Genomic DNA, 19,799 nt, shown 5'->3' with positions numbered 1-19,799 from the left:
CCGGTTCCGGCCCGCAAGCCGTTGTCAGCACTTTCCCGCCAGTCGGCCTCCGGCCAGTTTTTATCCGTGAATCCGGTGCCTCATCAGCGACTTATTGCGCCTGTGTGAGGCCTACCTTTTGTCCTGTTACAAAATAAGGTTAGAATGCCGGCTTCCTCCGTTTAATCAAAGAAGCAGTGGTCTATGTTCACAAAGCTTGCAACCAAGATGTTCGGCAGTAAAAACGCCAGAGAAATCAAGAGAATGCGCAAGACGGTCATGCGCATTAACGAGCTTGAAGAGCAATATGGCAATCTGTCCGACTCCGAGTTGCAGGGCAAGACCGCGGAGTTCCGTCGTCGGATCGACGAAGGCGAATCCCTGGATGCGCTTCTTGCGGAAGCCTTCGCAACCGTGCGTGAAGCGGGCCGCCGGGTTATGGGCATGCGTCATTACGACGTCCAGCTGATCGGTGGTATCACCCTGCACGAAGGCCGGATCGCGGAAATGAAGACCGGTGAGGGCAAGACGCTGGTTGCTACCGCTTCCGTGTACCTCAACGCGTTGTCCGGCAAGGGTGTCCACGTGGTTACCGTGAACGATTACCTGGCCCGTCGTGATGCCGACTGGATGGGCAAGCTCTATCGGTTCCTGGGCATGCAGGTGGGTGTCGTGGCCTCGGGCCAGCCAGCGGAGGAAAAGCGGGCAGCCTACCAGGCCGATATTACCTACGGTACCAACAACGAATTCGGCTTCGACTACCTGCGCGACAACATGGCGTTCAGTACCGAAGACAAGGTCCAGCGCGGGCTGAACTATGCGATCGTGGACGAGGTGGACTCCATCCTGATCGACGAAGCCAGAACGCCGCTGATTATCTCCGGGGCAGCCGAGGACAGTTCAAAGCTGTACCAGGCCATCAATGAACTGATCCCCAACCTCGAAAAGGGCGAAGTGCCTGAGGAAGGAGAGCCGACCGGTGACTTCACCATCGATGAGAAATCCCGCCAGGTCGAGCTGACAGAGAGCGGTCACGAGAAGGTTGAAGAGCTGCTGCTTGAGCGTGGCCTTCTGAAGGAAGGTGAAAGCCTCTATTCCGCCGCCAACCTCAGCCTGTTGCACCATGTGCACTCAGCATTGCGGGCCCACCACCTGTTCCAGAAAGACGTGGATTATATCGTCCAGGGCGGCCAGGTGGTCATCGTCGACGAGCATACCGGTCGTACCATGCCGGGTCGTCGCTGGAGTGAAGGTCTGCACCAGGCCGTTGAGGCCAAAGAGGGCGTCAAGATTCAGGCCGAAAGCCAGACGCTGGCATCGACCACCTTCCAGAATTATTTCCGGCTGTACGACAAACTGGCCGGCATGACCGGTACGGCAGATACCGAAGCCTTCGAGTTTCGCCAGATCTACGGCCTCGATGTGGTGGTCATTCCTCCCAACAAACCGATCCAGCGGACCGATTACAACGACCTGGTCTACCTGACCCAGGAAGAGAAATTCCACGCCATTATTGACGAGATCAAGGATGTCACTGCCGAAGGACGTCCGATTCTCGTCGGTACCGCCTCCATCGAGGCCTCCGAACTGCTCTCCATGCTGCTCAAGAAGGCGCGGATCGAACACAAGATCCTGAACGCCAAGCAGCACGAATCCGAAGCCCATATCATTGCCCAGGCGGGCCGCCCCGGGGCGGTCACCATCGCCACCAACATGGCCGGCCGTGGTACCGATATCGTGCTGGGCGGTAACTGGGAACACGAAGTTGCCGCCATGGACAATCCCTCAGAAGAGGAGATTGCCCGGGCCAAGGCCGAGTGGACCGAGCGTCACAATCAGGTGCTGGAGGCCGGTGGTCTGCACATCATTGGTACCGAGCGTCACGAATCCCGTCGAATTGACAACCAGCTTCGCGGTCGTGCCGGGCGTCAGGGTGATCCTGGCTCCTCAAGGTTCTTCCTGTCTCTGGAAGACAACCTCATGCGCATCTTTGCCCCAGACCGGGTGAAGAGCCTGATGCAGGCCATGGGCATGAAGAAGGGGGAGGCCATCGAGCACCGGATGGTGACCAACGCAATCGAGAAATCCCAGCGCAAGGTGGAAGGTCGCAACTTCGACATGCGTAAGACCCTGCTGGAATACGATGACGTGGCCAACGACCAGCGCACGGTTATCTACGACCAGCGCAACGAAGTCATGTCTTCCGACGACATTTCGGACATGGTGACGACCATTCGGGAAGACGTTGTCGACTCGCTGATCAGTGAATACATTCCGCCCCAGAGTATGCCGGAACAATGGGACGTCGCCGGGCTGGAAGCACAGCTCCAGTCGGAGATGGCGATTGATCTGCCGGTTCAGAAGTGGCTGGAAGAAGACAACAAGCTGTACGAAGAAAACCTGCGCCAGAAGATTCTCGACGAGATCGTGGCTGCCTACCAGGCCAAGGAAGAGATTGCCGGTTCCGAGGCCATGCGCAAGTTCGAGAAGCAGGTGTTCCTGCAGGTGCTCGATACCCTCTGGAAAGAGCATCTTTCCAACATGGACCATCTGCGCCGTGGTATCCATCTGCGGGGTTATGCCCAGAAGAACCCCAAGCAGGAGTACAAGCGCGAGGCGTTCAACCTGTTTGAAACCATGCTTGATACCATGAAGCGGGATGTTACCCGGGTACTTTGCCACGTGCGTGTCCAGAGCCGTGAGGAGATGGAAGAAGTCGAGCGCCGTCGCAAACAGGAGCTGGAAGAAGAGCTCGCAAAGGCCCGTCTGCGCCACGACGAAACCAGCGCCACGGCCCAGAGCCAGGGTGAGGGTGAGGCTGACGAAGCCCGGCAGTCGACTCCGGAAACCTTCGTTCGACAGGAGCGCAAGGTGGGTCGAAACGAACCCTGCCCCTGCGGGTCCGGCAAGAAGTACAAGCAGTGTCATGGCAAGGTCAGCTGATTCAGAGCACTGACCGCACCATCGGAACCCGCACTCTGCCAGCCACAACTGGTGGGATGCGGGTTTTTTCGTTTTCAGCGGGTCGTGTGTTACCTCGAGCGCACCCCCAGACAAGAGGAGTGGCAGAATGGCGGTAGGTCCGGGAACCTTACCTGAGTTTTATCCGGTAGCCGGAATCAAGGTCGGCATAGCCAGTGCCGGTATAAAGAAGCCGGGACGTAAGGACGTGGTTGTTTTCGAGCTGGCCCCGGAAAGCCGGGTTGCCGGTATCTTCACGAAAAACCAGTTCTGTGCAGCGCCGGTTACCCTCAGCCGCCGGCATCTGGCCGAGACCTCGCCCCGGTACCTCTTGATCAACACGGGCAATGCCAACGCCGGTACGGGTGAGCAAGGTATGCGGGATGCTATGGCCTGTTGCCAAGCCCTGGCAAAGCAGGCGGGCGTCACGGAAGCCGAAATTCTGCCGTTTTCCACGGGGGTGATTGGCGAGCCGTTGCCGGTCCAGAAGATCGTTGGCGCGCTTCCGGAGGCTTTGGCGAACACTGCAGAGAATCGCTGGGCTGAAGCGGCCAGTGGCATCATGACCACGGACACCCGCCCCAAGGGCGCTTCCTGTCAGATTGAGCTGGATGGTCACACGGTAACCATCTCGGGCATCAGCAAGGGTGCGGGCATGATTCGTCCCAACATGGCGACGATGCTCGGTTTTATTGCCACCGATGCCCGGATTGCGCCGGCACTGCTGCAGACGCTTGCCTCGGAACTGGGGGAAAAGTCCTTCAACCGCATCACTATCGATGGCGACACCTCTACCAATGACGCCTGCATGCTGATGGCCAGCGGCCAGTATTCCGGCCCCGAGATCACGGCCTCCAGCGCGGCGCTGCCGAAGCTGCGGGAAGCCCTGCAGGCAATCTATCTGGAACTGGCCCACGCCATTGTCCGCGACGGCGAAGGAGCAACCAAGTTTGTCACCATCGACGTCAGCGGAGCGGCCGGTCAGCAGGAGGCTCTGGACGTTGCCTATACCGTGGCGCATTCGCCGTTGGTCAAGACCGCACTGTTCGCCTCGGACCCGAATTGGGGCCGGATTCTGGCGGCGGTTGGTCGCGCCGGTGTCGAAGGACTGGACCTCAATGCCCTTGAAATCTATCTGGGCGATGTCTGCCTGGTCCGCAACGGTGGCCGGGCCGAGGATTACTCGGAAGCCCGCGGGCAGGCCGTGATGGACCGGGAAGAGATCACCATTGCCATCGACCTCAAGCGGGGTGATGTTCGGGAAACCGTGTGGACCTGTGATTTCTCCCACGATTACGTGACTATCAACGCCGAGTATCGTACCTGAGCATGTCTGCCAGAGAGACGTCGGTCAAAGAGGTTCACGTTGCCGTGGCGGTCATCGTCCGTGATGGCCGGGTGCTGATCGCCCGACGGCCAGACCACGTTCACCAGGGGGGCTTACTGGAGTTTCCCGGTGGCAAGGTGGAGCCTGGCGAGACGGTTCAGGTGGCGCTTGTGCGCGAAATTGCCGAGGAAACCGGTCTTCACGTGCCGGAGGGTTCCCTGGAGCCTGTTATCGGTATTCGGCACGATTATGGCGACAAGCGGGTTTTCCTGGACGTCTGGGAAACCAGCGCTGCCGAGGGCGAAGCAAGGGGATGTGAGGGGCAGCCCGTGGAATGGCTGACCCCGGAGCAGCTTCGGGATGAGGATTTTCCCGCCGCCAACCGGCCGATCATTCGCGCCCTGCGTCTGCCCCGGCAGTTGGCAATCACCGGTTCCGAGAATGGCCCGGAGCCAGCCCTTGCGAACCTTCAGGAGGGTCTGAGCGCCGCTCGACCACCGCTGGTACTGCTCCGGGCTCCGGCGTTGAGTCCGCTGGCCTATCGGGAGTTGGCGGCGAACGCGTTGCCGGTTTGTGAAAAGACCGGAGCTGCCCTGATTGTGCACGGTGGACCGGAGGTATTCCGCGCCATACCCGGCGCCCATGGGCTGCACCTGCCCTGGCGCGAGGCGGCCAAGCTCTCGGCCAGACCGGTTCCGGAAGATGTCTGGCTGGGGGTTTCCTGCCATGACAGGCAGGAGATCGAGCATGCGACGGCTATCGGAGCGGACTACGTGACCCTGGGGCCAGTTCAGCCGACCGAAAGCCATCCGGGTGCGCCGACCCTGGGATGGTCGGTCTTTGCCGACCTGGTGTCGGAAGCGGTGCTTCCGGTATTTGCCCTGGGCGGTTTGTCGCCCGGCGATCTCCGCGAGGCTCGCCAGCGGGGAGGTCAGGGCATCGCCGGAATCCGCTTCTGGTGGCCGCAAAGCTGATACTTGTCAGCGACGCCGTGGCCATGTCTGTTATGCTGTCGTTCCTGCATTTTTCACCATCTTGCACAACCGATTCCGGGAGAGACCGTGAGTAAACTGACCCATCTCGACGACAAGGGCGAAGCCCGCATGGTGGACGTGACCGACAAGGCGGCCACCGAACGCGAGGCCCGCGCTGAAGCTACCATCCGCATGGCGCCGGAAACCCTGAACATGATTATTGAGGGTGAGCATCCCAAAGGGGATGTCCTGGCTGTTGCCCGCATCGCCGGTATCATGGCCGCAAAGAAAACCCATGATCTGATTCCCTTGTGTCATGCGCTGAACCTGACGTCTGTGAAAGTTGAACTGACTCCGGGCGACGACGGGGCATCTGTACATATCCTGACCCGCTGCAAACTTTCCGGCCAGACCGGTGTCGAGATGGAGGCGTTAACCGCGGCAAGCGTGGCGGCACTGACGCTGTACGACATGTGCAAGGCGGTCGATCGTGGCATGGAGATTGATTCCGTGCGTCTGCTGGAGAAGAAAGGCGGCCGCAGTGGCCACTGGGTCGCCGATAAAGCCTGATCTGGCGGACCGCCGCGCTCGTAAGTGTTGGTTACCAAGACCACTCCGGAGGAGCGACAGTGCCGAGACTACGCCAAGCGGGCGGGCCCGTGATAGAATGCGCGGCCCGATTGACTGAACCACGAGGAAACACTGTGGCTGTTCGTTACATCCAGACCTGCCGGTTGCCGACCCCGTTCGGGGTATTTGATATGCACGGCTTTGAAGAACCGGACACCGGAAAGGAACACGTTGCCCTGACTCTCGGCGACCTGGATAGCGACGAACCCATGCTGGCCCGCACGCATTCCGAATGTCTGACCGGCGACGCCCTCTATAGCATGCGGTGTGATTGCGGCTACCAGCTGGAAGAGGCGCTGCGCAGCATTGCCCGGGAAGGTCGGGGTATCCTCATGTATCTGCGTCAGGAGGGTCGGGGAATCGGTCTGTTGAACAAGATCCGCGCCTACCATCTGCAGGATCAGGGCGCTGATACGGTAGAGGCCAATGAGCGCTTGGGTTTCGCGGCGGATCTTCGTGACTACAGCATGTGCAAGGACATGCTGGAGCATCTCGGTATCAGGAGCCTGAGGCTGATGACCAATAATCCACGCAAGGTCAAAGCGCTCTCCTCCTACGGCATCGACATTACGGAAAGGGTGCCTCTGCACGTGGGCCGCAATCCGCACAATGAACACTACCTCGATACCAAGCAGAGCAAGCTCGGCCACTGGCTGGAGACCCATCAGGACGATGATCCCGAAATTTGAGCTGGGTTTGTTGCCACATACGAAAAAGCCCGCGAACTCCGCGGGCTTTTTGCATTCTCAGGTTTGTGTTCCGTCTATTTGACGGCTTTCAGGTTCTGGTGGCGCAGGGTCTCGATCCGCGTGCGGATAGACGATTCAATACCTGCGGCGTCCAGACCACATTCTTCCAGCAGCTCCCCGTGCTTGCCGTGGTCCATAAAGGTATCGGGCAGGCCCAGTTGAAGTACCGGCATGGTAACCAGGCGGCTGTTCAGGAATTCGGTCACGGCGCTGCCTGCACCACCGGCAATGGCGTTTTCTTCCAGGGTCACCAGCAGTTCATGCTGCTCGGCCAGCTCCAGCACCAGTTCTTCATCCAGGGGTTTGACGAAACGCATGTCTGCGACCGTCGCGCCTATGGCTTCTGCGGCCTCCAGAGCAGGCGCCAGCAGGGTGCCAAAGTTGAGGATGGCAACACCTTTGCCGTTGCGAATCCGGCGGCCCTTGCCAATCTCAAGCGGCGTCAGTTGCTGCTGAATTTCGGCACCGGGGCCTGTGCCACGCGGGTAGCGCACCGATGCCGGTCCTTCGTAGAGCATGCCGGTCTGGAGCATCTGGCGGGTTTCATTTTCGTCCGACGGTGTCATCACCACCATGTTCGGCACGCAGCGCAGGTAGCTGATGTCGAAAGCGCCAGCGTGGGTCGGGCCGTCTTCACCGACGAGGCCTGCGCGATCAATCGCGAACAGCACATCCAGGTTCTGGATAGCGACATCGTGAATCAGTTGATCGTAAGCCCGCTGCAGGAACGTCGAGTAGATGGCGACCACTGGCTTGGCGCCGTCACAGGCGAGCCCTGCGGCCAGCGTGACTGCGTGCTGTTCGGCGATGGCGACATCGAAGTAGCGTTCCGGGAAGCGCTGTGAGAATGCCAGCAGATCCGAGCCTTCACACATGGCCGGGGTGATGCCCACCACGCGCTCATCCTGTTCGGCGGAATCGCACAGCCATTGCCCGAAGACGTTGGCATATTTGGGCTTCTTCGGTTTCGGCTTGACCGGTTCGGGTTTACTGGGTGGAACCGGCTCGATCTTGTTGATGGCGTGATAGCCGATCGGATCCGCTTCGGCCGGGGCAAAACCCTTGCCCTTGGTGGTCACCACATGCAGGAACTGCGGACCTTCAAGTTCGCGGATGTTCTCCAGGGTTTCCACCAGCAGGGGCAGATCGTGGCCATCGATCGGGCCGATGTAGTTGAACCCCAGTTCCTCGAACAGTGTGCCAGGGGCAATCATGCCCTTGAAGTGTTCCTCGGTCTTCTTGGCCAGCGCCATCAGGTGTGGCGCTCCCTGCAGAACCTTCTTGCTGCTATCGCGGACCTGATTGTAGGTCCGACTGGACAGCAGTTTGGCAAAGTAGTTGGACAGCCCGCCAACGTTCCGGGAAATCGACATGTCATTGTCGTTGAGGATCACCAGCATGTCGGCGTGCAGGTGACCGGCGTGGTTCAGTGCCTCGAACGCCATGCCGGCGGTCATGGCGCCGTCACCAATGACGGCAATGCTCTTTCGACCGGTCTGCTGCAAGCGTGCTGCGATCGCCATGCCCAGCGCTGCACTGATGGAGGTGCTGGAATGGCCAACGCCAAAGGTGTCGTACTCGCTTTCGGCTCGTTTCGGGAAGCCGGCCAGACCGCCTTTGCGGCGGATGCTTCCCATGGACTCTTTCCGTCCGGTCAGGATCTTGTGGGGGTAGGCCTGATGGCCGACGTCCCACACAAGGCGGTCGCTCGGCGTATCAAAGACGTAGTGAAGGGCGACGGTAAGCTCAAGCACGCCCAGGCCGGCCCCGAAATGACCGCCAGTCTGGCCCACTGACCATAACAGAAAGGCCCTGAGCTCCCGGGCCAGCCGGGTCAGCTGTTCCGGGGCCAGCTCTCTGAGCTGGGCCGGTTCGTCAATCCGGTCCAGAAGCGGCGTATTGGGCCGCTGTGACGGGATTTCCTTGAAAATATAAGTGTCCTGCATCTGCTCGGGTCTTTTCCGGTACGTTCAGTAACTGACTGACATTATAAGGGAACAGGGGAAGCTGTTTCACACAAAGCGGGCCAGTTGTTACGAAAATATTTACGGCCAGTGTGCGCCTTCGGAGCGCCGGGATTCAATGGGTTCTTGCCACCACGTAATCGGCCATTGCCCGCAGGAGGTCTGCTTCGGGACCAAACGCCTGCAAACTTTGCTGGGCCTGTTCCAGCAGATTGGCCAGGTGCTCCCTGGCGCCTTCCAGGCCAAGCAGGGCGGGGTAGGTGGGTTTGGCGCGGGCGGCATCCGAGCCCTGGGGTTTGCCAATGACCGTTGTATCGCCTTCGATGTCCAGAAGGTCATCCTGAACCTGGAAGGCCAGGCCCAGGGCTTTGGCATACTGGGTCAGGGACGCCAGGGCCTGTTCGTCGACCGACGGCGCAGTCAGGGCGCCAATTCGCACGCTGGTTTCGATAAGGGCGCCAGTCTTGTGGCGGTGCATGGTTTCAAGTTGCGCCAGGGCCAGGGTTTTGCCGACGGACTCCAGATCGATGGCCTGGCCACCAACCATTCCTCCGTGGCCACTGGCCCGGGCCAGTTCCCGGACCATGATCAGACGCACCGACTCAGACAGTCCCGGCGCTTCGGCAAGCCAGCCAAAAGCCAGTGCCTGCAGGGCATCGCCAGCAAGGATGGCGGTGGCTTCGTCGAAGGCAATGTGGGTAGTGGGCCGTCCGCGGCGCAATTCATCGTCATCCATGGCCGGCAGGTCATCGTGGATCAGCGAGTAAGCGTGGATCAGTTCCACTGAGCAGGCCGGGATCAGGGCCTCGTCACCGGTCTGTCCCATTGCCTTTGCCGCTGCAAGACACAGTGCCGGCCGGATTCGCTTGCCACCGCCCAGCACGCTGTAGCGCATGGCTTCCTGCAGCCGGCCAGAGGCGGAATCACGGGTAATGCACCGGTCCAGTTCCGCATCGACACGGGCCCGGCAGGTTTCCAGAAAATCAGAGGCAAGCAGGTTCTTTCCGGACATCAGTCAGCATCATCCGGTGAGAACGGGCGGGTTTCCAGGGTGCCGTCGCTGTTCTGGACCAGTTGTTCGACCCGTTGCTCGGCGCTCTTCAACGCCTGCTGGCATTCCCGGGTCAGCTTTACACCCCGCTCGAACGCCGTCAGGGACTGTTCCAGGGACAGCTCGCCCTGCTCCAGATCGCGAACCAGCTTTTCCAGTTCATCAAGAGACTTCTCAAAATCAGCTATCGATGTGGCGCCTTGTTCACCGGCCATCAGGGGCCCTCCGATCGGGTGGCAGAATTTCGCGGATTATACCAGAGCCAGATCGCTATCGCCGCCAGTGGAAGTGACGTCGTTTACCGGTCCGGGCATCCGGACCCCAGTTCTGTTCCGTCACCTCGATTTCACCGCTGGCTGAAACGGTCACCACGGTGGTTGCCCGGGTGCCGTAGTCCGAACCCACGATGAATGGCGACGACAGAAAGCGTTCCGTCTCCAGGCCAACGCCTGTATCGGGCAGCATATGGTCTGGCGCGGGCGTGCTGTCCTGGAGCAGCGGAATCAGCTCGTTGTGCAGTGTTGCTGCATCCCGTCCGGCGGCGGCAATGGTATCTCCCGCAGCCTGCCGGAGGCGTAGAAGCTTGGGCCAGGGTGTCTGCAAAAGATGATTGCTCAGTCCGTAAACCCCACGGTGGATTTGTCGGCCCGGATGGGCATCCCGATTGCTGAAATACCATCCGTCTGCTGTGGTGAGCTGCACCAGGTTGAAGCCGGAAAACTGGTCGGCGGTGTCGAGCAGATAGCGTTCAAGATGCTCCCGGGAATCAGTGAGTGCCCGCAAAGGCAGTTCACCACGACTGATACGGCCGGTTTCCGGTGCCCCTTCCCGGACGTTGGTCACGGCGCTGACCTCGCCCGCGGTATTAATCGCAAGCCAGGTGCCACCGGAGAGCAGGTCACGGCCGGCAAGCACCCGGGTACCGGATTCGGTGGTCCACCAGTCCATGGCGGCCGTCGGGCGGCGGAAAAATTCATCCCGATTGGCGGCAACCACCAATGGGAAATGAGGGTTCTGGCCAACGGCGAAAGCGATCAGGCACATGGTGTAGGTGTGGGCTCCCGGATTTAATGAAGTTGACTCTTGCGCTGTGTATCATACCAGCCTTGGTTTCCCGGGTGCGGCTCAAACAATGACTCTGTTTTACGTAATAGCTTCTTATCTGGCCCTCGGTGCCCTGGCAGGCACCGTGGCGGGGCTGTTCGGCATTGGTGGCGGGCTGATCATCGTGCCCGTGTTGATGTTCACCTTTGGTCTGCAGGGAATCGATCCGGATATCATTCCCCATCTGGCCGTAGGCACCTCGCTCGCGACCATCGTGTTCACCTCGGTCAGCTCCATTCGCTCCCATAACAAGCACGGCGCCGTGCGCTGGGATCTGTTCCGGCCCATGACGGTCGGGATTATTGGCGGTGCCCTGGTTGGTGCCTGGACGGCATCCCTGATGAGCGGGCGCGCGCTCGAACTGGTCATCGGCATTTTTGTCATTCTGGTGGGGCTGAAAATGTTTTTCCAGGTTGACCCCAAGCCGGGTCGCGACGTTCCCGGGGTGGCAGGCCTCGGCGTCGCCGGTGGTTTTATCGGCTGGGGGTCGGCGATTTTCGGAATCGGCGGGGGAACCCTTACAGTGCCTTACCTGAGCTGGTGTAACGTGCGGATGCAGCAGGCGGTCGGTACATCTGCCGCCTGTGGCCTGCCCATCGCCGTGTCCGGTGCGCTGGGTAACATCTGGACCGGGTGGCATCATCCCGCAGTGCCGGAACTGAGCGCCGGCTTCATTTATCTGCCTGCGCTCATAGGTATCATTCTCACCAGCGTTTTCTTTGCCCGGGTTGGCGCCAATCTGGCCCATCGGCTGAACCCGCGGATTCTCAAGCGTACGTTCTCCATCATGCTCCTGCTGGTGGGTCTCCGTTTTCTCCTGAGCTGAGAGGTAGTTGATGCTGCAGCATCCCCAGATTGATCCGGTGGCCATTGCCATCGGCCCACTCAAGATCCACTGGTACGGTCTGACTTATCTGTTCGGTTTTCTAGCCGGCTGGTGGCTTGGACGCATTCGCACCCGCAAGCCCTGGTCGCCTATCAATGAAGAGCAGATGGGCGACCTTCTGTTTTACCTGGCCCTGGGGGTCATCCTGGGCGGCCGCTTCGGCTATGTCCTGTTCTACAACTTTGACGCCTTCCTGGCGGACCCGCTCTGGCTGCTGCGGGTCTGGGAAGGGGGCATGTCTTTCCACGGCGGTTTGCTGGGCGTGATGTTTGCCATGTGGTGGTATGGCCGCAAGGTGGGCAGCGGATTCTGGCGCCTGGCCGACTTCGTGGCGCCGCTGGTGCCCCTTGGACTCGGTGCAGGGCGGATCGGCAACTTTATTAACGGCGAGTTGTGGGGCAAGCCCACTGACGTTGCCTGGGGTATGGTGTTTCGAACGGCTCCGGATTCTCTCGCCCGTCATCCCTCCCAGCTTTACCAGTTTGCCCTGGAAGGCGTTGCCCTGTTCGTGATCCTGTGGTGGTTCTCATCCCGGCAGCGCCCGACCATGGCGGTTTCCGGTCTGTTCCTCATCTGCTACGGCGTGTTCCGCTTCCTGGTGGAATTCGTGCGTCAGCCGGATCCGCAGCTGGGCTATCTTGCCTTTGACTGGCTTACCATGGGACAGGTACTGTCCTTCCCGATGATCATTGCCGGCGCCGCCCTGATGTTTATTGCCTACCGGAGACAAGCCCGATGAAAGCCTATCTCGACCTTATGCAAGACGTTGTTGATAACGGATTCGACAAGGGAGACCGCACCGGTGTCGGAACCCGGTCGGTGTTTGGCCGTCAGATTCGCTTCAACCTGCAGGAGGGCTTCCCTCTGGTAACCACCAAAAAGGTCCACCTGCGCAGTATCATCTACGAATTGCTCTGGTTTCTCCGTGGCTCCACTGACAACACCTGGCTTCAGGAGCGCAAAGTCTCGATCTGGAACGAGTGGGCATTGGAAAATGGTGATCTCGGGCCGATCTATGGCAAACAATGGCGCAGCTGGCAGTGCCCCAATGGCGAGGTGGTTGACCAGATCAGTGACGTGATCGAACAGATTCGCACCAAACCGAATTCCCGCAGGCTGATCGTGTCCGCCTGGAACCCCGCTGAGCTTCCGGACGAATCCATCGGTCCCCAGGATAACGTTCGCGAGGGCCGAATGGCGCTGGCGCCCTGTCACTGCCTTTTTCAGTTCTACGTGGTGGACGGCAAGCTGTCCTGCCAGCTTTACCAGCGAAGCGCCGATCTGTTCCTGGGCGTGCCTTTTAATATTGCCTCGTACGCCTTGCTGACGCACATGATTGCCCATCAGTGTGACCTGGATGTCGGTGAGTTTGTGCATACCTTCGGCGACTGTCACCTCTACCAGAACCATCTGACCGATGACATCGTCTTCGAACAGTTGAAGCGCGAGCCCCGCGCGTTGCCGACGTTGGTGATCAAACGCAAACCCGCGAGTATCTTCGAGTACGAACTGGAAGACTTCGACTTTGAGGGCTATGACCCCTACCCGGGCATCAAGGCGCCGATTGCCATCTGACCGAACCCCGAAGAGGCCAGTACATGAGAAAAGCCCTGATCGTTGCCATGTCCCGTAACCGGGTAATCGGCCGCAATAACAATCTGCCCTGGTATCTGCCGGGTGACCTTCGTTATTTCAAGCAGGCCACCATGGGCAAGCCCATCATCATGGGTCGGAAGACCTGGGATTCCATCGGTCGGCCGCTGCCGGGGCGGATGAACGTGGTGATCTCGCGCAATGAAGCCTGGGAAGCGCCAACCGGAACAGTGGCTGCGAAGTCTTTGCCCGAAGCGCTGGTGAAGGCCGAGGCGCAGGCGGAGCTGGAAGGTGGTGACGAAGTGATGATTATCGGTGGCGGGCAGATCTACGCCGAGGCATTGCCGATGGTTGATCGGATGTACATCACCCAGGTGCACTCTGAGGTGGACGGCGATGCGTTTTTTCCGGAAGTAAACTGGGATGAGTGGGAAGAAATCGGACGGGAGGATTTCTCCGCGTCCGATAACAACCCTTACGACTACAGTTTCGTGGTCTATCAGCGTCAGGCTTAGGCCTGACGAGGCGGGCGCTTGCCTGCGGGCTTGCCGCTCTTGCCGGGCGGTTTGCCTCGACCACCGGGGCCGCCACGACCCTTCGGACCGCCTTTCTTGAAACCGCCTTTCGGGCCCTTGCGATTCTCGCCGGGACGGCCGCCGCCACCTTTACGATCACGGCGGGGAGGTGTTGCCGACACGGTTGGCAAGGCCTCTGGCTGCTCGAGGGGCAGAGAACCTGGCTGAGCTGCTTCCATCCAGCAGGCGAGGGCGCCGGCTACCATGGCCATGTCCATGTCATTGCGCTCGGCAATTTCGTCCAGCAGCGACATCGCCTTTGCCAACTTCTTGTCTTCCGCAAAGCCTAGCAGTTGGGATTCGAACTGCTGTTCCCTCATTTTCTTGAGCTCGACGGGAGACGGCAACTCGTAAGCTTCCATCGGCGAGTTTGTTGCGCGTTCAAGCGTTCGCAGCCAACTACGCTCGCGGGGTGTTACCAGCAGGATCGCCTTGCCTTCGCGACCGGCACGACCAGTGCGGCCAACCCGATGGATGTACGCTTCAGTGTCGTAGGGAACGTCGTAGTTGATGACGTGCGTGATACGGGACACGTCCAGACCGCGTGCTGCCACGTCGGTGGCAATGATAATGTCTTTCTTCCCGCGCTTCAGGTCTTCAACCGTTTGTTCACGTTGGCGTTGGTTCAGGTCGCCGCTCAGGGGCGCGACCGCATGGCCCCGGGCAGAGAGCTTTTCGGCCAGCATGGTGGTTTCCGCTTTGGTGCGCACAAAAATAATGGCGGCGTCAATCGGCTCAACTTCCAGAATGCGGGTCAGGGCATCCAGCTTGCGCTCAGCGTAGACCGGCAGAACGAATTGCGAGATACGCTCGACAGTGCGGGTTTCGCTTTCAATGCGAACTTCTGTGGCGTTGCGCAAGTAGGTCTGGGCCACTTTCTTGATTTGCGGCGGCATGGTGGCCGAGAACAATGCCCGTTGGCAGTTCTCCGGCGTCTTCGCCAGGATCGCTTCCACGTCGTCGATAAAGCCCATGCGCAGCATTTCGTCGGCTTCATCAAGAACCAGCGCTTTCAGGCTGTCCAGCTTCAGGGTGCCTTTGCGCAGGTGGTCGAGCATCCGGCCCGGTGTGCCCACGATTACCTGGGCACCGCGGCGCAGGCCCTTGATCTGGGGGTAAAAGTCCTGGCCACCGTAAATGGGCAGAACGTGGAAATTCCGGAACTTACTGGCGTAGGTGGTAAACGCTTCCGCCACCTGGATGGCAAGTTCCCGTGTTGGGGCCAGAACCAGAATCTGGGGGTCGGTAACAGAGGCGTCAATCCGGCTCAGCAGGGGCAACGCAAATGCCGCGGTCTTACCGGTTCCGGTCTGGGCAACGCCCAGCAGATGGTTACCGGCCAGCAGCGCGGGGATAGACTGGGCCTGGATGGGTGACGGGGTTTCGTAGCCAACGGCGGACACAGCTTCAAGTACGGCTGGATCCAGCCCCAGTTCGGCAAAGGACAATTCAGACATTGATTCACTCGGAATTCGGGAGGTAGAGCATTGCCGGGCAATGCATTGTGTGGGGGCATTATAGCGGTTTTATTGCTGCTTTAATACGCAAAAACCCGGGCAGGGCTGTAGGTAGTTGCCGGGGACGTGCCGTTGCGTTGCCGTCCGATCTTGGGCAGGCTTCGTATTTATCCCGATAGGTTGCTAACAGGAATTTAAAATGACCTTTGATGAATTATTGCAGGCGGCGCGTAGCAGCAAGGAACTGGTGATGCCCGGGGGCTGGTCCCAGGGAAGAGCCACATTTGGTGGTCTCACGGCTGCGTTGATGTTCGAGCGGATGGAGAAGCTTGTTGCCGAGGGCCGTGCCATGCGGTCATTGCAGGTATCGTTCGTGGGGCCGGTGGAGCCGGAAGTCCCCGCGAGTTTCGAGGCCGAGATTCTGCGCGAGGGAAAAGCGGTCAGTCAGGTGCAGGGCCACATTGTCCAGAAGGGTGAAACCCGGCTGGTCTGCCTGGCCAGCTTTGGCGGAGACCGGGACTCGCAGGTGCAGGTGGATGCCCTGCCGGCGCCCGAGGCAAACCCGGTCAGCCAGTGCCCGGGGCTGGACTACATTGAGGGTGTTACCCCGGAATTCATTCGGCAGATCGAGATGCGCTGGGCCTTCGGTAACCTGCCATTCAGCGGTAAGGGAGGCCGGGAGCTTGGCGGCTGGATGCAGTTCCGGTCACCGCCGGAAACGTTCTCCGATGCCCACATTATTGCTCTGGTGGACGCCTGGCCACCGGCGGTTCTGCCCTATGTAAAACAGCGGGTGAGGACCAGCTCCCTGAGCTGGGCGTTGGATATTGTACATCCGAGGCCGGTTATGGAGCCGGGTGACTGGCTCCTGTACAAGGTTTCCATTGATCAGGCGGGCGCCGGTTACGGCCACACCCAGGCCAGAATCTGGACCGCTAGAGGCGAGCTGGTGGCGCTGAGTCGCCAGACGGTAACGGTCTTCGGTTGACGGAAATGGCGGCTCAGGCCGCCATTTCCGATTTCAAAGCATCGATGATGATGCGGGCGAAATCTTCCGGTGAATCTTCCTGGAGAAAGTGCCCGCCTCTGAGTGTGATATGAGGTTGTCCGTGGGCACCGGGAATCCGGCGCTGCATGTGTCTGTCGCCGCCCCGGGTAATCGGGTCGCCACTGCTGAAGCAGGTAATGAAGGGCTTATTCCACTTCTCCAGGACCTGCCAGGCCGCCTTATTGGCGTCGCTGTCCGGTGTGTCCGGTTCAGTCGGAACCAGTTTTGGAAACGCCCTCGCTCCGGCCTTGAACTCTGCTGACGGGAATGGGGCTTCGTAGGCGGCAATTTCAGCTTTGCTCAGGGTTCGATCGGTGCCCAATTGCACGATACGACCGACCGGGAACCAGGGGCTGTGGGTGGCAAATGCCTTCCACATGGAAAATACCGCTGGAACAGGCGTTTCGCCGGTCGGCAGCATGCCGTTTCCGACGATGATTCGGCTGAATCGCTGACGGTGTTCCGCGGCCAGTCGCAAGCCCAGCAACGATCCCCAGTTCTGGCACACAAGGGTGATATTGGTCAGGTTGAGCTGTTCAAGCCAACTGGCCAGCCAGGTGAGATGGCGGCTGTAACTGTAGTCTGCAACCGACGCAGGCTTGTCGGATTTGCCGAAGCCGATCAGATCCGGGGCCAGCACGCGGTGACCGGCCTCGGCCACCAGAGGGATCATGTGCCGGTACAGGTAGGACCAGGATGGCTCGCCGTGGAGCATGAGAACCGGCGAGGCGTTTCTCGGGCCTTCGTCAACGTAGTGCATCCGGAGACCCGGTTCTACGTCAACGTGGTTTGGAGCAAAGGGGTAATCCGGAAGACCTGCGAAGCGGGCTTCATCGGTTCTCAGAATACGCATGCCATCGACTGTCCTGACTGATTGGTTGCGTGATTGCCGGGCGGCATCCGGTGCTCATAGTGCCCTACTACAATCGTCGAATATCAGGATAAAGCAGATGGAAATTTTGTGTGTTTGAGTTGCGTAACAGAGCGTTGTGGCTTTGAATCAGGACGCAATGCCAAACAGGCGTTCAGGGTTGTCAACGTGGGCCAGAGCGTCATCGCAACAATTGACGGCGCCGCAATCGTCGGCTGAGCAAAGGCCAATGGTTTGGCACTCCGTGTTCGGGTGCTGGTCGCCCTCATTCCGGAAAATCCGGGCCCTGGAGAGAATCGAGTGGCAGTGGCCACAAAGGAGTGTGGGAACCGCGCTGCCTTCAGCGAGAAGTGCTGTGTATTGATGTTGTTCAGTCATAAATATCCTCCTGATACTGCCCAACATATGGGCCAAGTATGACATTTCAAAGTCGGGATGCCGGTGTTATACGGCTTAACTGTCAGGATCGACCAGTGGCCGACGGTTGGAGCGCTTGTCATCCCAGTCAAGCTCCTTGGGGTCATACCAGCCGATTGCCCCCAGCACTCTCTCCCGAGTCTGTGGCGACAGGGTAGGCCACAGCTCCTGGAAGTCCTCAAGGCCCAGCTCCCTCTGCTTCATCTGCTTGCTCTGGAGCCGGTTGATAATGCGTGGTAGCTGCAGGGCCTCGCCTAGCTGACCCGGCACCATGACTTCCTGACCCATCACTTTGCGCCGGTGCGTTCGGGCGGCCAGAACCTTGCGCAACTCGGTGGCCGCATCCAGGGCTGTTTCGATGGTGAAGGTTTCCAGTTCCAACAACATGACCTGTCTATTAGTTGATCAACAACCGTCCACTATAACCCGAAGACAGCTACAGTGGCCACGCCAGCGTGGTAGGGTAGAATGACTCGTTATATCGCAGAACCAACATCAGGGAATCGCATAATCTATGTACGCAAAACTTGAAACACGGACTTTTCTGGCGTTGCTGGTCGGCGTTTCCCTTGCCTTTGTTTTTCTTATGAAGCCCTTTTTCGGGCCCATATTCTGGGCGGTCGCCATCGCCCTGATTTTCCACCCGGTGCAGCAACTGCTGGAGCGGAAACTCGGGGACAGGCCCAATGTAAATGCACTGATTACCCTGTGTATCTGCATGTTCATCGTGGTTATCCCGGTTCTGGTACTGGTGACCTCATTGGTTGCCGAGGGCGTCGCGCTTTATCAGCAGATCCAGAGTGGTGAAATACGCCCCGGGGAATACATAGATCGGGTCAACCAGTCGTTCCCCGCCATCCAGGCCTTTCTGGCACAGTTTGATATCAGCTTTGCCGAGCTGAGGGACCGGGCCGTGAGTATCTTTGTCGGAGGAAGCCAGTTCCTGGGCAGGCAGGCGCTGGGCGTGGGCCAGAATACCTTCCAGTTTTTCCTGGGCCTGGCCTTGATGGTGTATCTGGCGTTCTTTCTGCTTCGGGATGGCCGTGCGCTGGTCGAGCTGATGATTCGGGCTCTGCCGCTGGGCGATGAGCGGGAGCGGTTGCTGTTTGCCAAGTTTGCGGAGGTGACCCGCGCGACCGTCAAGGGCAACCTGCTGATTGCCATCATCCAGGGGGCTCTGGGCGGGCTGATTTTCTGGATCCTGGGCATCAGCGGTGCGTTGCTCTGGGGTGTGGTTATGGCGATCGTATCGCTGTTGCCGGCTGTGGGTGCGGCGTTGGTCTGGGTGCCGGCAGCCATCTACCTGGCGGCCGTGGGCGATGTTGTCGAAGCGGTGGTGCTGACAGCCTTTGGCGTGGTGGTCATCGGGTTGGCAGACAACCTGCTGCGCCCGGTACTGGTTGGTCGTGATACCAAACTGCCGGACTACATTGTTCTGTTGTCGACCCTTGGGGGCATTGTCATGTTCGGCATCAACGGATTCGTAATGGGACCGCTGGTAGCTGCACTGTTTATGGCGTTCTGGGGCATTTTCATCCGCGAATTCAGCGAAGAAGCCCACCGCCCAGCCGCTTCTGCGGACGAAGAGACCCCTGCGCAAAGCAAGAAAACGGGACATGATGTCCCGTAAGGCGACATGCGACAAAAGTATGGTAGTCTTTTAACCGTTTGCCCCAGCCTGTGGAGATAGGCACCACACAACAAGAAAGAAACGGATATCGATGAGATATCAGGAGTTAGCAGGTGAGTACCATGAGAAACGCAACAACCCGATTGGGACGCCTGGCCGCAGCGGCCGGATTGGCGGTCACACTGGGCTTTGCCCCTGCAGCCTTCGCGGATGAGATCGTTGCACTCAAGAACGCGCTCTACGGAGCAGGATACGACATTACCAATGTCAGCCCGCAGATGGATGACTCAACCCGGTCCGCCCTAACCCGGTTCCAGCAGGATAATGGTCTTCAGGCCACGGGAAATCTGGACGATCCGACCAAGGAAGCCTTGGGTATGATATCGGTTCAGGTTGCCGCTTCGGCACCGTCACAGTCCGCCGCAGCCAGCAGCGCGCCGGCTCAGGAGTCGGCTTCTTCCGCGGCAGAAACCTCGGCCCCGGAGCCTGAGCAGGATGACGCCATTGAAGAAGAGGAAGATGGCGGCTGGTCGCTCTGGTAATCGGAGTTTCCTGAACAAAAAAGCCCGGCGAGATGTCCCGC

Annotated in this window: 20 protein-coding genes; 12 read left to right on the top strand and 8 right to left on the bottom strand. The window is 59.5% G+C overall.

Going from position 1 to position 19,799, the window contains the following annotated elements:
• The first annotated feature begins 183 nt into the window (after positions 1 to 183).
• The 5 genes from secA (at position 184) to ribA (ending at position 6,560) form a co-directional block, all read left to right on the top strand.
• Entirely contained in the window at positions 184 to 2,922 is a 2,739-nt protein-coding gene (gene secA, locus EDB94_RS16615) for a preprotein translocase subunit SecA (RefSeq protein ID WP_008176491.1), read from the top strand.
• Between the two features lie 127 nt (positions 2,923 to 3,049).
• Positions 3,050 to 4,267, top strand: coding sequence for a bifunctional glutamate N-acetyltransferase/amino-acid acetyltransferase ArgJ (argJ, locus tag EDB94_RS16610; protein WP_108018742.1), 1,218 nt, complete (start codon positions 3,050 to 3,052; stop codon positions 4,265 to 4,267).
• 2 nt (positions 4,268 to 4,269) lie between these two features.
• The gene (locus tag EDB94_RS16605) at positions 4,270 to 5,241 is read left to right on the top strand and encodes a Nudix family hydrolase (RefSeq protein ID WP_108018743.1); all 972 of its coding nucleotides are present in this window, start codon (positions 4,270 to 4,272) and stop codon (positions 5,239 to 5,241) included.
• Positions 5,242 to 5,328: 87 nt separating this feature from the next.
• Positions 5,329 to 5,811, top strand: coding sequence for a cyclic pyranopterin monophosphate synthase MoaC (gene moaC, locus EDB94_RS16600; RefSeq protein WP_008176486.1), 483 nt, complete (start codon positions 5,329 to 5,331; stop codon positions 5,809 to 5,811).
• 134 nt (positions 5,812 to 5,945) lie between these two features.
• Positions 5,946 to 6,560, top strand: a complete 615-nt coding sequence (gene ribA / locus EDB94_RS16595; protein ID WP_008176485.1) for a GTP cyclohydrolase II — start codon at positions 5,946 to 5,948, stop codon at positions 6,558 to 6,560.
• Positions 6,561 to 6,634: 74 nt separating this feature from the next.
• On the opposite strand, the gene dxs is transcribed toward ribA, so the two are convergent.
• The 4 genes from dxs to EDB94_RS16575 all read right to left on the bottom strand — a co-directional run bounded on the left by dxs (position 6,635) and on the right by EDB94_RS16575 (position 10,679).
• Entirely contained in the window at positions 6,635 to 8,566 is a 1,932-nt protein-coding gene (gene dxs / locus EDB94_RS16590) for a 1-deoxy-D-xylulose-5-phosphate synthase (RefSeq protein WP_108018744.1), read from the bottom strand.
• 133 nt (positions 8,567 to 8,699) lie between these two features.
• Positions 8,700 to 9,596, bottom strand: coding sequence for a polyprenyl synthetase family protein (locus tag EDB94_RS16585; RefSeq protein WP_108018745.1), 897 nt, complete (start codon positions 9,594 to 9,596; stop codon positions 8,700 to 8,702).
• A complete protein-coding gene (locus EDB94_RS16580) occupies positions 9,596 to 9,850 on the bottom strand; it encodes an exodeoxyribonuclease VII small subunit (protein ID WP_008176478.1) in 255 nt (84 codons plus the stop codon). The genes EDB94_RS16585 and EDB94_RS16580 overlap by 1 nt, the downstream gene beginning before the upstream one ends.
• A 55-nt stretch (positions 9,851 to 9,905) precedes the next feature.
• On the bottom strand, positions 9,906 to 10,679 hold the full coding sequence (locus EDB94_RS16575) for an NRDE family protein (protein ID WP_108018746.1): 774 nt from the start codon (positions 10,677 to 10,679) through the stop codon (positions 9,906 to 9,908).
• 88 nt (positions 10,680 to 10,767) lie between these two features.
• On the opposite strand from EDB94_RS16575, the gene EDB94_RS16570 reads away from it, so the two are divergent.
• Genes EDB94_RS16570 through EDB94_RS16555 form a run of 4 tightly spaced genes read left to right on the top strand, consistent with a single transcriptional unit; the run spans position 10,768 to position 13,733 of the window.
• A complete protein-coding gene (locus EDB94_RS16570; RefSeq protein WP_108018747.1) occupies positions 10,768 to 11,565 on the top strand; it encodes a sulfite exporter TauE/SafE family protein in 798 nt (265 codons plus the stop codon).
• A 10-nt stretch (positions 11,566 to 11,575) separates the two neighbouring features.
• Positions 11,576 to 12,364 (top strand): prolipoprotein diacylglyceryl transferase, encoded by a 789-nt coding sequence (gene lgt, locus EDB94_RS16565; RefSeq protein WP_108018748.1) that lies wholly within the window; start codon positions 11,576 to 11,578, stop codon positions 12,362 to 12,364.
• Positions 12,361 to 13,200, top strand: a complete 840-nt coding sequence (locus EDB94_RS16560) for a thymidylate synthase (RefSeq protein WP_108018749.1) — start codon at positions 12,361 to 12,363, stop codon at positions 13,198 to 13,200. The genes lgt and EDB94_RS16560 overlap by 4 nt, the downstream gene beginning before the upstream one ends.
• Positions 13,201 to 13,223: 23 nt before the next feature.
• The gene (locus tag EDB94_RS16555; RefSeq protein WP_108018750.1) at positions 13,224 to 13,733 is read left to right on the top strand and encodes a dihydrofolate reductase; all 510 of its coding nucleotides are present in this window, start codon (positions 13,224 to 13,226) and stop codon (positions 13,731 to 13,733) included.
• Here the strand turns inward: EDB94_RS16555 and EDB94_RS16550 are convergent.
• Positions 13,730 to 15,250 (bottom strand): DEAD/DEAH box helicase, encoded by a 1,521-nt coding sequence (locus tag EDB94_RS16550; RefSeq protein ID WP_108018751.1) that lies wholly within the window; start codon positions 15,248 to 15,250, stop codon positions 13,730 to 13,732. The genes EDB94_RS16555 and EDB94_RS16550 overlap by 4 nt on opposite strands.
• Before the next feature lie 199 nt (positions 15,251 to 15,449).
• On the opposite strand from EDB94_RS16550, the gene EDB94_RS16545 reads away from it, so the two are divergent.
• Entirely contained in the window at positions 15,450 to 16,238 is a 789-nt protein-coding gene (locus tag EDB94_RS16545; RefSeq protein WP_108018752.1) for an acyl-CoA thioesterase II, read from the top strand.
• Positions 16,239 to 16,251: 13 nt separating this feature from the next.
• Here EDB94_RS16545 and EDB94_RS16540 read toward each other — a convergent pair whose 3' ends face one another.
• From EDB94_RS16540 to EDB94_RS16530, 3 genes are all read right to left on the bottom strand, one after another.
• Complete coding sequence (locus tag EDB94_RS16540) at positions 16,252 to 17,151, bottom strand: haloalkane dehalogenase (protein WP_108018753.1); 900 nt, start codon at positions 17,149 to 17,151, stop codon at positions 16,252 to 16,254.
• 147 nt (positions 17,152 to 17,298) lie between these two features.
• The gene (locus tag EDB94_RS16535) at positions 17,299 to 17,547 is read right to left on the bottom strand and encodes a hypothetical protein (protein ID WP_108018754.1); all 249 of its coding nucleotides are present in this window, start codon (positions 17,545 to 17,547) and stop codon (positions 17,299 to 17,301) included.
• 75 nt (positions 17,548 to 17,622) lie between these two features.
• Positions 17,623 to 17,973 carry a hypothetical protein gene (locus tag EDB94_RS16530; RefSeq protein WP_008176458.1) on the bottom strand — a complete coding sequence of 117 codons (351 nt, stop codon included), beginning with the start codon at positions 17,971 to 17,973 and terminating at the stop codon, positions 17,623 to 17,625.
• A gap of 127 nt (positions 17,974 to 18,100) precedes the next feature.
• Between EDB94_RS16530 and EDB94_RS16525 the strand changes: the two genes are divergently transcribed.
• Together EDB94_RS16525 and EDB94_RS16520 are read left to right on the top strand one after the other, a co-directional pair.
• The gene (locus EDB94_RS16525; RefSeq protein ID WP_008176456.1) at positions 18,101 to 19,216 is read left to right on the top strand and encodes an AI-2E family transporter; all 1,116 of its coding nucleotides are present in this window, start codon (positions 18,101 to 18,103) and stop codon (positions 19,214 to 19,216) included.
• Between the two features lie 122 nt (positions 19,217 to 19,338).
• The gene (locus EDB94_RS16520) at positions 19,339 to 19,758 is read left to right on the top strand and encodes a peptidoglycan-binding domain-containing protein (RefSeq protein WP_008176454.1); all 420 of its coding nucleotides are present in this window, start codon (positions 19,339 to 19,341) and stop codon (positions 19,756 to 19,758) included.
• Positions 19,759 to 19,799 lie beyond the last annotated feature (41 nt).

This window comes from Marinobacter sp. 3-2, assembly GCF_003751355.1.
Classification (GTDB): Bacteria; Pseudomonadota; Gammaproteobacteria; order Pseudomonadales; family Oleiphilaceae; genus Marinobacter; species Marinobacter adhaerens.
This window is presented reverse-complemented; position numbering and strand designations above follow the sequence as displayed.